The organism is Halanaeroarchaeum sp. HSR-CO (assembly GCF_024972755.1).
GTDB lineage: Archaea > Halobacteriota > Halobacteria > Halobacteriales > Halobacteriaceae > Halanaeroarchaeum.
The window spans coordinates 2,699,068-2,712,296 of record NZ_CP087724.1; the positions used below are offsets into that span (position 1 = coordinate 2,699,068).

The 13,229-nt window shown below is 65.5% G+C and carries 15 protein-coding genes; 10 read left to right on the plus strand and 5 right to left on the minus strand.

Features of this window, described 5'->3' with window-relative positions:
• On the minus strand, positions 1–684 hold the full coding sequence (locus HSRCO_RS14080; protein WP_259518275.1) for a cytochrome c biogenesis protein: 684 nt from the start codon (positions 682–684) through the stop codon (positions 1–3).
• An 82-nt stretch (positions 685–766) separates the two neighbouring features.
• Here HSRCO_RS14080 and HSRCO_RS14085 point away from each other — a divergent pair, with 82 nt between their 5' ends.
• The 6 genes from HSRCO_RS14085 to HSRCO_RS14110 all read left to right on the plus strand — a co-directional run bounded on the left by HSRCO_RS14085 (position 767) and on the right by HSRCO_RS14110 (position 7,345).
• Positions 767–1,465, plus strand: a complete 699-nt coding sequence (locus tag HSRCO_RS14085; protein ID WP_259518276.1) for a cytochrome c3 family protein — start codon at positions 767–769, stop codon at positions 1,463–1,465.
• Positions 1,462–2,493: a 4Fe-4S dicluster domain-containing protein gene (locus HSRCO_RS14090; protein ID WP_259518277.1), complete on the plus strand. Its 1,032-nt coding sequence runs from the start codon at positions 1,462–1,464 to the stop codon at positions 2,491–2,493. Before HSRCO_RS14085 ends, HSRCO_RS14090 begins: the two co-directional genes overlap by 4 nt.
• A 4-nt stretch (positions 2,494–2,497) precedes the next feature.
• On the plus strand, positions 2,498–3,772 hold the full coding sequence (nrfD, locus tag HSRCO_RS14095; RefSeq protein ID WP_259518278.1) for an NrfD/PsrC family molybdoenzyme membrane anchor subunit: 1,275 nt from the start codon (positions 2,498–2,500) through the stop codon (positions 3,770–3,772).
• A gap of 66 nt (positions 3,773–3,838) precedes the next feature.
• Positions 3,839–4,279 (plus strand): thioredoxin family protein, encoded by a 441-nt coding sequence (locus tag HSRCO_RS14100; RefSeq protein WP_259518279.1) that lies wholly within the window; start codon positions 3,839–3,841, stop codon positions 4,277–4,279.
• A gap of 3 nt (positions 4,280–4,282) precedes the next feature.
• The gene (gene ccsA / locus HSRCO_RS14105) at positions 4,283–6,595 is read left to right on the plus strand and encodes a cytochrome c biogenesis protein CcsA (RefSeq protein ID WP_259518280.1); all 2,313 of its coding nucleotides are present in this window, start codon (positions 4,283–4,285) and stop codon (positions 6,593–6,595) included.
• A 3-nt stretch (positions 6,596–6,598) separates the two neighbouring features.
• Complete coding sequence (locus HSRCO_RS14110) at positions 6,599–7,345, plus strand: hypothetical protein (RefSeq protein WP_259518281.1); 747 nt, start codon at positions 6,599–6,601, stop codon at positions 7,343–7,345.
• Here HSRCO_RS14110 and HSRCO_RS14115 read toward each other — a convergent pair.
• Positions 7,331–8,092, minus strand: coding sequence for a hypothetical protein (locus HSRCO_RS14115; RefSeq protein WP_259518282.1), 762 nt, complete (start codon positions 8,090–8,092; stop codon positions 7,331–7,333). The genes HSRCO_RS14110 and HSRCO_RS14115 overlap by 15 nt on opposite strands.
• An 82-nt stretch (positions 8,093–8,174) precedes the next feature.
• Between HSRCO_RS14115 and HSRCO_RS14120 the strand changes: the two genes are divergently transcribed.
• On the plus strand, positions 8,175–9,113 hold the full coding sequence (locus HSRCO_RS14120) for a hypothetical protein (RefSeq protein ID WP_259518283.1): 939 nt from the start codon (positions 8,175–8,177) through the stop codon (positions 9,111–9,113).
• An 8-nt stretch (positions 9,114–9,121) separates the two neighbouring features.
• On the opposite strand, the gene HSRCO_RS14125 is transcribed toward HSRCO_RS14120, so the two are convergent.
• Together HSRCO_RS14125 and ccmA are read right to left on the minus strand one after the other, a co-directional pair.
• On the minus strand, positions 9,122–9,769 hold the full coding sequence (locus HSRCO_RS14125; protein ID WP_259518284.1) for a heme exporter protein CcmB: 648 nt from the start codon (positions 9,767–9,769) through the stop codon (positions 9,122–9,124).
• Positions 9,766–10,443, minus strand: coding sequence for a heme ABC exporter ATP-binding protein CcmA (gene ccmA / locus HSRCO_RS14130; protein WP_259518285.1), 678 nt, complete (start codon positions 10,441–10,443; stop codon positions 9,766–9,768). The genes HSRCO_RS14125 and ccmA overlap by 4 nt, the downstream gene beginning before the upstream one ends.
• 84 nt (positions 10,444–10,527) lie before the next feature.
• Between ccmA and HSRCO_RS14135 the strand changes: the two genes are divergently transcribed.
• The 3 genes from HSRCO_RS14135 to HSRCO_RS14145 are packed head-to-tail and all read left to right on the plus strand — an operon-like array spanning position 10,528 to position 12,408.
• Positions 10,528–11,226, plus strand: coding sequence for a hypothetical protein (locus HSRCO_RS14135; protein ID WP_259518286.1), 699 nt, complete (start codon positions 10,528–10,530; stop codon positions 11,224–11,226).
• Positions 11,227–11,242: 16 nt separating this feature from the next.
• Positions 11,243–11,755, plus strand: coding sequence for a TlpA disulfide reductase family protein (locus tag HSRCO_RS14140; RefSeq protein ID WP_259518287.1), 513 nt, complete (start codon positions 11,243–11,245; stop codon positions 11,753–11,755).
• The gene (locus HSRCO_RS14145) at positions 11,752–12,408 is read left to right on the plus strand and encodes a cytochrome c biogenesis CcdA family protein (RefSeq protein WP_259518288.1); all 657 of its coding nucleotides are present in this window, start codon (positions 11,752–11,754) and stop codon (positions 12,406–12,408) included. Before HSRCO_RS14140 ends, HSRCO_RS14145 begins: the two co-directional genes overlap by 4 nt.
• Here HSRCO_RS14145 and HSRCO_RS14150 read toward each other — a convergent pair.
• Positions 12,393–12,593, minus strand: a complete 201-nt coding sequence (locus tag HSRCO_RS14150; RefSeq protein WP_259518289.1) for a hypothetical protein — start codon at positions 12,591–12,593, stop codon at positions 12,393–12,395. The two genes, HSRCO_RS14145 and HSRCO_RS14150, sit on opposite strands and share 16 nt — an antisense overlap.
• Positions 12,594–13,229: the final 636 nt, after the last annotated feature.

Here is a 13,229-nt window from a genome sequence, read left to right on the forward strand (position 1 = left end):
CTATCGACCTCCGGTTGCACAAATGACGGTGTCACGGACTCGATGCACGCGATACCTGACCGCAGCGAGCGAGACGAACAGCACGGTCACCGCGACGATGGCCAGGAGTAACGCGGTCGGTTCGATGACGGTCCCACTCGATTCGGCCCCGACCGTCGGATCGTGAAACGCCGGGTTCCACAGCCGGGTCGAGACGTAGGAGACCGGAATGGTGACGAACCCGAGCACGCCGTAAGCGGCGGCGAACCGGTCCTCGGAATCGCGTGTCGCCGCGAACACCAGCAGGTACCCGAGATAGACGAGCCAGGTGATGAACAGCGTCACGAGCCTGACGTCGCCCCACGACCAGTAGGTCCCCCACATCTCGCTGCCCCAGATACTTCCCATCGCGAGCGTGCCGGTCAGGAACACGAAGCCGACCTCCCCGGTGCTGTGAGCCAGGAGGTTGAACCGGCGGGTTCTGGTGTGGAGGTACCACGCGCTCGCCCCGAAGGTGATCAGGAGTGCGACACCGCTCACCCAGGCCAGGGCGATATGCCAGTACCCGATGTAGTTCACGGGGGCCACGACGCCGTACATGCGCGGAGTCGTGAACACGAACATCGCGACGAACGAGGCCAGCCCGAAGAGGAGCGCGCCGGCCGGGAGAACGGCGGTATCGCGAATGGTCTTCGATGCGCCCATACGCGAGACGAGCGGGGCTCGAAGGATAACGTTTGCCCCTCGCAACCGGAGTTTTATACTGAAGGCGGTACGTGGACGAAATATGGGCAGTCAGCAGGATCACCCAGCCGTAGTTACGACGTTCTTGCTGGTACTCGCCGTCGTCGGCGTGTTTACCGGCATCGCCACCGCAGGCGGTGGAACTGGCCCGCCCGGGGCGGGCGGCGAGGACGTCGCCACCCCGGACGCACACGCTACCGCGTTCGAAGAGGACTGGCCGTCGGCCGACGAGGAAGCGACGTGCGAGCGGTGTCACGCGACGATGGAGACGAACCGAACGCCTCGCGACCTCGAAAACGAGGTGAAATACCAGCCCAACCACGAATTCGACCTCGAACACGCCGATGGACAGTGGTGTCTGGACTGCCACGCGGCGGACAACATGAACGAACTTCGGCTGCCGAACGGCAGCACCGTCGCGTGGACGACCGAAAACGAGACCAAGCAGTGTGCGTCCTGTCACGGCCCGGTCTACGAGGACTGGACCAACCAGGTGCATGGAAAGTGGACGGGTTCCTACGAGGAGCCGGTCCCGGATAAGTACTGTACGGACTGTCACGACCCACACGATCCCGAGTTCCACGCGATCGAGCCAGACCCAGCCCCCGAGGAACCGCCCGCCGGCCCCGCGGTCGCCCAGGCCGTGTTGCCGGGTGGCTACTACGCGGCAGTCGGGCTCGCCGGGACGCTGATCGCGGGACTCCTCGGGTACGCGGCACTCGATCTCAGGAGGCGACCATGAGTGATTCCACGACCGATCCCGGTGTACCGGACGCGGACGACGACGGCGTCGACGAGGACCGCCGACACGTACTGAAAGCCACGGCCGGCGCGGCTACCTTCGCCATCGGCGGGGTAGCAGCGTCACAGCAGCCCGAAGCAGCCGATCTCCTCCAGAAACATTACAAGAAAATGGACGCGACGGAGCGAGAACAGCTCGTCGATAGACTGGAGTCGCGTCTCCAGGAGGAGTACGATACACCGGAGATCGAGGTCTCGACGACGAAGCCACCTGACGACACCGTGTTCGGATACGCGTTGAACGTCGAGGCCTGTATCGGGTGCCGGCAGTGCGTGTACGCGTGCGCGGATGAGAACAATATCTCTCGTGAGACCGAGGAGAACCCGGCGTCGAACCAACTCCACTGGATCCGGGTCCTCCGCTTCGAAGACTCCGAGATCGAGGTCGACCCCGAGGGAGACGGGCCGATCGGGATGGACGTCTCCAGCGAGTTCGGCGACGTCTCCGCCGGGGTCGACTGGGAGGAAAGCGATCACTACTACGATCCGGAGGCGGTGCCCGAAGAGGACGCCTGGTATCTCCCCGTCCAGTGCCAGCAATGCGAGGACCCATCCTGTACCGAGGTGTGTCCGGTACAGGCGACCTGGAAGGAAAAGGACGGGATCGTCGTCGTCGACTACGATCGGTGTATCGGCTGCAAGTACTGTGTGACCAACTGCCCGTACGACGCCCGACGGTTCAACTTCAGCCACCCCGAACTCCCCGACGACGAGGTCAACCCCGAGATGCATTATCTGGGGAACCGTCCCCGACCGGGGGAGGTCGTCGAGAAGTGCACGTTCTGCGTCCAGCGGACCCGCGAGGGGGAGTATCCGGCCTGCGTCGACGCGTGTCCGGTCGGGGCCCGAAAATTCGGCAACCTCCTCGACGAATCCGGCGAGATCCGGACGATCCTCGACGAGAAGCCGGTGTTCCGACTCCGTCCGGAACTCGGGACCGAACCGAAGTTCTTCTACTTCACGGAGTAGTACCATGTCAACGCCACAGACCTCGACACGGAGTACCACCCGGCGCCTCGCATCGTTCCTGAAAGCCGGCGTGACCCACGCACTGACGGGTTCGACCCGCTATTACGCCTGGCTCGCCGCCCTCGCGATCGGGATCGTGCTCGGACTGTACACCTACGCCCAGCAGGTCCAGCACGGTCTCATCATCACGAGCGCCCGCCACCTGAACCCGTGGGCCACGCTCGCGTATGCCCAGTTCCCCTTCTTCGACGGGATCGCGGCCGGTGCGATCGTCGTCGTCGCCATCGCGTACGTCTACGCGCGGCCGGACTTCGAGTCGGTCGCGGTCTTCGGGTGGGCGCTGGCCGTCAGCGGAGCGATCGTCTCCATCGCGAGCGTTCTTTCGATGCTGGGAAGTCTGGAGCGACTCGTCTACATCTTCCCCATCGTGGGGACGCCGAACTTCCCAATGTCGATGCTACCCTGGGACGTCGTCGTACTCAACGGCTTCCTGCTAGTCGCACTGGTCGTTCCCGGGTACGTGCTCTTCAAACGCTATCACGGCGAACGACCCCATCCCTGGGTGCGATACGGGGCGTACCTCGCGGTGGCCGGTGCCCTGGCGCTGCAGGCGGTCGTCGCGGCGATCATCATCGTCAATCCGATCCGGAGCCTGTGGTACACCGCGCTGATGGTGCCGCGATTCATCACGAGCGCGGCCGCCGCTGGGTCCGCTCTCGCCATCCTCGTGCTCCTGGCGATCCGCCGGTCCGCGTCGGGGGCGCTCGCCCTGACCGACATCGACATCGAGGATCGGACCCTCTCGACGCTTGGCCACGTAGTTGTCATCGCTCTCGCGGTGAACGTCTTCGCCGTGCTCTCCGAGATATTCATGCTCACGTGGACGGGGACCGAACACGGCCTCACGATGCAGTATCTCCTCTTCGGTCTGGACCACGCCGGCACGACCTACAACATGCTGACGCCGGTCATGTGGCTCTCCATCGCGCTCGAGGTCGGGGCCCTCCTCCTCTTGCTCCATCCCCGCGCCCGGCGGCACATCCGGACGCTCTCGATCGGGGCCGGAGCAGCCTTCCTCGGCGTCTTCCTCGAGAAAGGGGTCATCCTGTTCATCTCGGTGTTCGTCGTCTCGCCACTGGGCGAGGTGTACGAACCGTCCTTTACCGTCCCCGAAGTCGTCATGGCCGGGGCGATGTGGGCGCTCGGCGCGCTCGTGTTCACCCTGCTCGCGAAGGCGGCGATCGGTATCAGGACCCGGGATTCGGCCGAAAACTTTTGAAACGGTATTACCTTTCTTCGTACACGAGTCGGCAGTGGCGAGTCTTCACGCCGACGACGTAGAGATATGAATCGAAAACTAGTGTTGACCGGCGGTTTCGTCGCAGTGCTGCTCGTCCTGGCCATCGGCACCTCCATGACGATGCTCTCGGGAGAAGCCGACAGGCACGGCGGTATCGACTGGGAAAGCGACGTCGACGCGGCACTGACGGAGGCGAACGAGACGGAGACGCCACTCCTATTGTACGTCTGGATGGACGATTGCGGGGCCTGTGAGGACTTCGGCGCCCGTCTCGCGGAGGACCGACCGGCGGCCCTTGACGCGTACGTGCTCGCGGAGACCGACCTTGGCTCCGAATCCACTGCGGAGCAGTACGGCGTCTCGGCCACGCCGACGCTCGTCGTGATCGCCCCAGACGGGACGAAGGTAACGACCATCAACCCGGTCGCGGTGGACGACCTCGACGAGCGGCTCGACCGGGCTCACGAGAACGCGAGTGACCCCTAAGTTATGATCGGCACAGCATTACAGTACGGCGCGGCGGTAGCGGGATTCGGTGCGGTGATCGCCCTCTGGTACGCGAACCGGGAGGCCGAGTACGCCCGATACGGCGTCTACTTGCTCGGCACGGCGAGTCTCCTGGCGGTGCTTGCGCTGTTCTACCTCGTCAATCAGTTCCTCGTCACCGACTACACGAACGGATACGTCTGGAACCACACCGCCGACTATCTCTCGACGCTCTACCGGATCACCGGTGTCTACGCGGGCGTCGAGGGGTCGCTGTTGCTCTGGGCGACCCTGGTGGCGCTCATCGCGTACTGGGTCGTCCGCTCCGGGGTGGAAACCGCCGACGAACGCCTCGTCGCAGCCATCGTGACGACCGTGGCGACGGTCATCCTGGCGTACTCGATTACCCGTACGCCCTTTACCGCCCTGGACATCAGTGGGCGTGGGACGGCGTTCGGTCCTGTGGGGCTGAATCCGCTGTTGAAGAGCCCGTACATGATAATCCACCCGCCAGTGACCTTCGCAGGCTACGCGCTGACGACAGTCCCGTTCGCGATCGGGGCGGCCCACTTCATTCGGAAGAGCCGTGGCCGGGACGGAATCTTCGAGCAGAGGCTTCCCGAGGCGACCCGATGGCTCCGCCTCGCCTGGTGGTTTCTCACCGCCGCCGTGGCACTCGGCGCCCTCTGGTCGTACACGACCCTCGGCTGGGGCGGTCTCTGGGCCTGGGACCCCGTCGAAACCGCGATCCTCGTGACCTGGTTGTTCGTGACGGCCGCGATGCACGCCGTCTCCAACTACCGGTTACGTGGGGCGAATCCCGTCCTTGCTCCCGCGATGGCAACCCTCACCTTGCCGAGTGCCATCTTCGCGCGGGTGATTACCCAGTCGGGCACGTCGGATCTCCACTCCTTCGCCAGCGGCTCCCCGACAGTGCTGGTCGTCTTGCTGGCGGTGTCCCTCGCCATCGGCGTGGGACTGCCCTTCTACGTCTGGATTCGACGGCCGGAATCGCAAACGGAAACGACGGGGATACTCTCCCACCACCGGCTGCTTTACGCTGGAATCCTCACTATCGGCTTGCTCACGTTCGTCTCGTTCTGGGGGATCACCTTCCCCCTGCTACAGACGCTCCTCGGAGGCCCGGAGGTTAGCGTGGGCGTCGACTTCTACAACATGTGGAGTTTTCCCCTCGTGGTCGTCGTGTTGCTCGCGATCGGCTTTTACAATGATTTCGACGTCAGAGGCGAGGACGCCGGTCGGCTGCTCGGGGCCGTCGTCGTGTTGTCCCTCGTGGCCGCCGTGATTCCGCTCTCCGAGTGGCAGTTCAACCCGGCGAAGACGGGCGGGTACTACGGTCTCGTCGGGAGCCTCAACGCGTTATCCCTGTTTCCGCCGGCCGCCTATGCCATCGGCGCGACGCTCTCCAGGCTCGCCGTCCGACTGCCGTCGCTGCCCGATCGCGACCGCCAGCTGACCCTGGGGGGCGTCGGTCTCGTCCACATCGGGCTGGCGGTGATCGTGCTCGCGACGCCGTTCACCTACATGTTCGCGGTCTCCGGGTCCGGCATGGTTCCGGCAGTCTCGATGGGTCACGAGGACGGCGTGACCCTGGACGAATCGCCGTACACCGTCGCGGTCGAGAACTACTCCAGCGACTACATCGAAAGCGACCTGTCGCTCTCGGCGGTCGAACGCGAGGCGGTCCTCGATCGAATCGACGACAGGGCCTACCGGGCCGATTCGCTCCCCGAATCGGCCAGCGGCGATCAGATCGTCTACGGATCCATCACGGACCTGCGGATAGAGGACGGTACCGGAATCGCGCAGCTCGACAACTCCTCCGTGTGGGTCGACGTCGGGCCGGCCGGTAACAACACGAGCGTCGAGGGCGTGCCGATCTACGCCCAGGGAACCATCAACCGGTCGATGGACGAGATGACCTTCGTGCGGACCGACGGCATGTTCGTCGGCACGCAACCGACCGGGGCGATCGTCCCGGACAGCCGTGCGAGCGACCGCGAGGTCGAGTTCGTCGTCTCTCAAGGGAACGAGACCCTTGCTGTCGGCTCCACGGACGTCGAGACGTATCTCACCTACGGGGCCGTCGCGAACCCATACGTGGACCGCGGTCTGTTCTCGGACACGTACGTCGCGGCCAAGCAGGTGCAGTTCACCGGGGGCATGCCGGTAGTCTACATCCTCGTCAAGGAAGTGCCGCTGATGAGCGTGGTCCGCTTCGGCATCGTGCTATTGCTCCTCGGCGGGGCGATGCTCGCCGCCGCGACCCCACGGAGCCGTCACGGGGGTGAGTGACCGGTGCGGGACGTGGCCCTGGTCGCCCTCCTTGTCCTGGGTTTGCTCGCGGGCTGTGCGGGCGAGCCGACCACGGACGCGCCGGACCCCGAGTCCGTCGACTACCCGGACGGATTCGGTCAGGAGGGGATCACCGACACCGAGACGGCCTCCGAGACCCACCGCCAGTCGCTCGAGGAACCCTACCGGGTCGCGTTTCGGCTCAGACAGATCGATGCGCGCGGCGCGGTGACGACTACCGGAAACGTCTCCGTACGGCCGGACGACCGTCGTTATCACGTCGAGGTCGATCAACGGGCAGCCACCGAGACCCAGGGTTACGAACGCTATCACGTCGACGGCGCCGTTTACGTACGGACCTCGTCCGCTCAAGAGTCCGAATACGAGCGACGAAACGAGTCGTTCTCCCGGCCGGTGTACGCCGACCGCGAGACGTTCGTGACGATGCTGGCCGACCTCTCCCTCAACGCCACCGAGGTCAGGGTCGAGAACGGGACCGAACTCGTCGTCTACCGCGTGACGAACGTGAGCAGTCCCCGCATCGGGTCGACGACGGAGGCGGCGAACGGCACGGTCCTCGTGGACACCGGGGGGACGATCCGGTCGATGAACGTCTCCTTTACGCGGACGTCGCAGGGAATCGACCGGGAGACGACCTTCCGATACGACGTGACGACCGAGGCTGACGTGGAGATCGAGCGGCCGGGGTGGACTGACCTCGCCGAGACCGGCGATTCAGCGCAGGAGTGAGGCCAGGACTATCGGCAGGTGGGCCATCACGTGGCCGACCATGGCGACCTCTAGCGCGTACGCCCAGAACAGCCAGCCGAACACCAGTCCCGGAACCGCGTTCACAACGAAGACCCGGGCGGCGGTCGCCGCCCCGACGGCACCCGGAGCGGGGGCCATGAGCAGTGCGGCCCCGATGGCGACGACGGCGATCGACCCGATTGCAACCGTTCGCCCGGAGGAGTCGGAATTCGCGACGTCGAACCACCCGAACCCAAAGGACGCCACCAGGGAGACCAGCCCCCAGCGGAGGACCAGTTCCTGGCCCACACCGAGGTACACGAGCCGCCCGATCGCTGCGAGGGCGTACGCCAGCGGGCTACGGGCCCCGGTGCCCAGCGGCACGCCGGACGCCAGGTTCTCGGCGAGCACGACGAACCCGACGACGAGCCCCGCGCCGCCGCCGAGCACCCAGGCGCGCCCGTCGGGTACCTCGAATGCCCCCGACCGCCCCCACTCGTGGACGATGGAGTGAAAGCCGGTGTGATCTGCCACCGCGGCGCCAGCGAGAGCGCCCACGACGACTATCACCGCGGGGGCGGCCAGCTGACTCAGGAGGGCCTGCCGTAGCAGACCCGTGCGAACGCCCGAGACGAAGGTCAGCTGGGCGAGGATCGTTGCCGCAAGTCCCATGACACCGAGCGCGGCGAGTGCGAGCATCGCGCCGTACCCCGAGAGACGCGACTGCAGTGCTGACGATGGCTGCATACTCGATGGTCGGCCGACGCCGGCAAAAAGGCCCCGATAGGGACCACAAGTTCTTATTGAGCGGCGACCCTTGGACTACGCGATGAATCGAGCGCGAGCCGCGAGTATCGCCGTCGTCGCGCTGGTGATCCTGGCCGGGTGTGCGGGCGGGGGCCCCGCCGACCCGTCGACCGGGACGACGACGGTATCCGAAGAGCAGGGATCGACGACTGACGAATCGGCCGATGACGGCGATGAGTGGACGCTGTTCGAGTCGGAACCCACGTCGATGGACGGCGTCGACGACGCGGCGGTGAAGCGGGAGACGGTTCGATCGCTTGCCGCAGTCGATAGCTACCGGCTCAACGGGACCGTAGAGCGAACCCTCCGGATGCCGGGGGATTCGATCGAGTCGAAGGTTACCTCCCAGGGGGTCGTCGACCGGGAGTCCCGGTCGCTACGGCTCCACGAGAATACGACGGGACACATGCAGACCGTCGAGACGCGACTCCGCGTGGTCGACGGAGCACTCTATCAGTCCTACGACGCCCAGCACCACGATTCCGACGGCGACTGGCAGCGGTCGTCCATCAGCGATTCCACCTTGCGGAGCCTCGACCCGCTCGCCCGGCAAACACGGATGCTCGAAAACGCGACGGTCGTGGTGACGAACACGACCACGATCGACGGCACCGAGGCGTACGTCCTCTACGCCGACGTGAACGAATCGGTATATGCGACAGAACAGGACCGGCAACTCGGAGACCAGCCCCTCCAGGTGACCGAGGTGACATACCGATATTACGTGGCGACCGACACCCATCGTCTGCTCGAGGCCGACGGGATCGTCCGCGGGACGGTCCAGAGCGGGAACGAGACGGTCGAACTCGCCGAACAATACGACATCGCGATCGCGGATTACGGGACGTCCGTCGACGTGACCGCCCCCGAAGTGACTGCCGAGGCGACGACCGCGAACGATACAGACGCCACCACCGCGACGGCCACGACGACCGCGAATCCATCGGCGAGCGCCGGGTGAGCGCTCGATCAGGCGACCAGTTCTTCGAACACCAGCAGGCCGCCCGTGAACACGATTCCGTCGTAGCCGGCGAGGACGGTGAGCCAGTTCCAGCCCTCGGCACCGAACAGCGCGATGCCCGCCAGTAGCGCCGGGATAATGAGCGGAACGAGTAACACGGGAACGAGCAGATCGCTGATCGAGGTGTAGATCGTCATCGAGGCGATCACCACCGCGACGGCGGCGAACCCGACGGCGAACAGCACGACGACGAGAACGAGGACGGGGATCGGGGCCGCCGGCGCCGTCCCGAGGAACACGCGGGTCGCCAGTACGGTGAACAGACCGACGAGCGAGACGTACACGGCCCCGCTCAAAACTTTGCCCACGTAGATGGCCGAGTACGGGACGGGAGCCAACAGCAATCCGTCGAGAGCGCCGTTTTCACCCTCGATGCCGACGCTCTGCATCACCCCCAGGGTGCCGGCGAACACGAACGCGACCCAGACGGCACCGGCGTGATGGCGGCCGTCGAAGGCGAACGCGAAGACGACCACGACGAGCAGCGAGAGTGCCGCCGCCATGGGCAACGCGCGTTTCGCCCGCGCCTCCAATCGGAAGTCCTTCGCGGCGACGGCCCAGACCACGCGAGCGTACCGGCGGGCGTCCGCGATCACGCGACGACCTCCCGATACCGATTCCGAAGCGTCTCGGGGCCGTCGACCGGGCCCTCGATCCGAGCGACGATCCGCCCCTCGTCGAGGACGAGATATCGCTCACAGAGTCGGGCACTGAGGTCCTGCTCGTGGCTGACCAGCACGACCGTCCGGTCGGCCATCATCGATCGCAGTGTGGCGCGCGAGTGCTGGTCGAGCCCCGTGAACGGTTCGTCCAGAAGCAGGACCGCTGGATCCGCGAGCAACGCCCGGGCGAAGGACAGCCGTTTTTGCATCCCGTGGGAGAACTCCCGGGGAAAGCCGTCGGCCCGATCGGCGAGATCGACGGTCTCGAGGACCGCCCCGACCCGTTCGGCGTCGACGCCGAGGAGCCGGGCGTGAAACGCGAGGTTCTCCCGCGCGGTCAGGTCGTCGTAGAGCATCGATTCGTGGGAGAGATACCCGATCGACCCGTCGGCCCGCCCCGATCGACTGTACTGGTCGACGCCATCGACCGCGACGGTCCCCGAACTGGGGGTGGCGAGACCGGCGAGCATCCGGAGCAGGGTCGTCTTCCCCGAGCCGTTCGGGCCGAGTATTGCCACGGATTCGCCCGTCCGGACGGACAGCGAGACGCCGTCGACCGCGGTGAAGGGGCCGAACCGCTTCGACACCTCGTCGGCGACGAGCTTCATCGGTCGACGGTTCGTCCGCGGCGAACTTAAACACCGGTTGATCGATGGGACAACCGTTAGGCGACTGGAAGTCGTCGTTCGACCATGAACCGCGACCCGCCATGGTTCGACGACGGGCCGCCGACCGACGTCCTCGAGACGATCCGCGATCGGCGGGATACCGCCTCTGCACACCGAGAAGCGTTCGAGGAGGCGATGGAAGCACAGGAGTACAGCGCCGCAATCGAGGCAAAGCGCGCTTACCAGTTGGCCGTCTTCAAACGACGGCAGGCCGAGGGCGAACTCCTCTGGACCGCACTCGGGCACGCCATCGCAGACGTCGCGGCGTCCTTCGATCCGGACGCGGCCGCCGTCGAACGTCGCGGTGCGGCCTTCGTCCGCTGGGCCATCGACGCCGACGTTCTCGCGTCGATCGACTCGCGTGATCGTCTCCTCCTGGTCGTCGCTCGTCGCTCGCCGACGCTACCCGCCGCGCACGCTCCCTACGCCGAATCCATGTTCGGCGTCTCACGTGAAGACATCGCGACCAAACGGGAGCGAGATCAGTCCCGGCTGAGTGCGGCGGGCTGGAAGCGCGAGACGGGGCGAGGCGGGGCGGTCGGTCTCGTGACCTGTCCCAACTGTGACGGCCGATTTCCTGTTCGTCGATCGACCGGGGCATCGGCGACGATCTCGGCCACTTTCGATGGGGGGGACGACGCGATGCACGAGTTCTGTCCACACTGCGAGAGCGACGTCTACGTGCGCATCTCGCCACCCGACCGTGAACGTAATGGCAAATGAGTTCCAACCGTCGGGTATGAATCGGCGGGAGTACCTCCTCGGTGGAGCGGGCGCACTCGCCGCCCTCGCGGGAGGATACGCGTTTACGCGCGGACCGCTGGGGACGACCCGCGTCGAAGCCCATTCGATCCCGGTGCTCGGGGATTCGGGGTGGACCTCGCAATCTATCCCCACCGCTGACGGCCTGACCCTCGTCGATTTCTTCTCGACGTACTGTTCGGGCTGTACGCGACAGATCGATGCACTGGAACCGGTCGTCGCGGATGCGCCGTCCGCAGCTTCGTTCGTCTCGGTGACCACCCAGCCCATCGGTGAGGAGTTTACTCGGGCGGATCTCCGCGAATGGTGGGCGAGTCACGGCGGACCGTGGCCGGTCGGCATCGACGACGGCGCCCTCGCGAACGCGCTGGGGGTGGAGCGCCTTCCAACCCTCGTCTTGCTCGATGGGGTGGGGCGTGTGGAGTGGTCCCACGCCGGGGTTGCGGAGACCGACGCGATCCGGGAGGGGCTCGCGGAGGCGACGCGATGATCGGGGGGGCCTCGTCGACCCTCTCGGCGTTCTCCGCGGGCCTCGCGACCTTCTTCGCCCCCTGTGCGTTCCCGCTGCTCCCTGGGTACGTAGGCTACTATACACGAACCGTCGACGAGGAGACGCCGCTCGCTGGGGCCGCGCTCCGGGGACTGGCGGGAAGCGTGGGGGTGTTGTTCGCGTTCGGCGGGATCGCGGCTCTGGTCTTCGCCCTCGGCCGTTCGATCGTCCGGGCGGTCTACGCGCTCGAGCCACTGGTCGGACTGGCCCTGGTCGGAATCGGCGTCCTCCTGCTCGTGAACCGGTTTCCGACGCTGCACGTTCAGCTCCCCGAGCGACGCACGAGCGTCGCGGGATTCGCGCTATTCGGCACCGGCTACGCCGTCTCGGCGACAAGCTGTTTCGCCCCGCTCTTTTTCGCCGTGGTCCTCGGTGCAGCAACGTCGCCGGTCGGGACCGTGACCGCCACGGCCGCCTTCGGGCTCGGGCTCGCGATCCCCCTATTCGTCGCGACGATCCTGGTCGGGATCGGCCACGACATAGGCGCGGGATCGATCCCCGCCTACGCCAACCGGGTCGAGCAGCTGGCCGGTATCGTGATCGTGGCCGCGGGACTCTGGCAACTCACCACTACCGTTCATCTCTGGCTCTGAGACGCGCCCGCACGGTAGCCACGGAGCCCCCGGAGGGTCATCCAGATCGCGACCACGTACAGGACCGCCGCGGTGATCGTCGACGCCCCACCGAGAAAGCGCGTTCCGAGCAGAGCGTGAAAGATGCCGAGACCGACCCACATCGTGGATCGCGAGACGCCGAGCGACTCGCTCAGATCGAGCATACGAACGGTGGTGGCCGGAGCGACTACACGGTTTCGTTCGTTCTGCCGAAACGCAACGATCGCAGAAAATAATAATATAAAATCAGAGTTGTTCATGATCATATCGAATATCTGTTATACCAGACCGGCCGATTTCCGTGCGGGTAGAAATCCGGAAATAGATGGACCAGGTTCCCCGGGGACGGGAGACTGTCTGCCCGAGTCATCTCCGAGTCGGTTCGCTCTCGGGGGCACCACCCGTCGAGATCCACAGCGACAGACGACGTTCCGTGACCGGTTATCGAATGCACGGCCTTGTCGTCTCGTTGCTCGGACGTTCGTATCGGTGACTGGTGGCTCTCCGCCACGAAATGACGGTATTCGGCGCAAAATTCGATCGTATAGACGACGAACTGCCTGATTTCACGACGGGATACGTTCGCTCAGGACCGATAAATGGGAATCTATCGGGCCCTGTTCCGGTTCTCCGCCCACCTGGTGAGAACCGGCGAAGGACTGACCATCGACGCAGCTGGATTCGGTCGGTTCGCGGGTAGCCGGCAGTACGCCACATCGACAGGTCACACCCCGTTCGGTCGGAGCGCCTGCCAATATTGGCCGTGATTAAATCGAATACTAGATATACATTAGTCGATG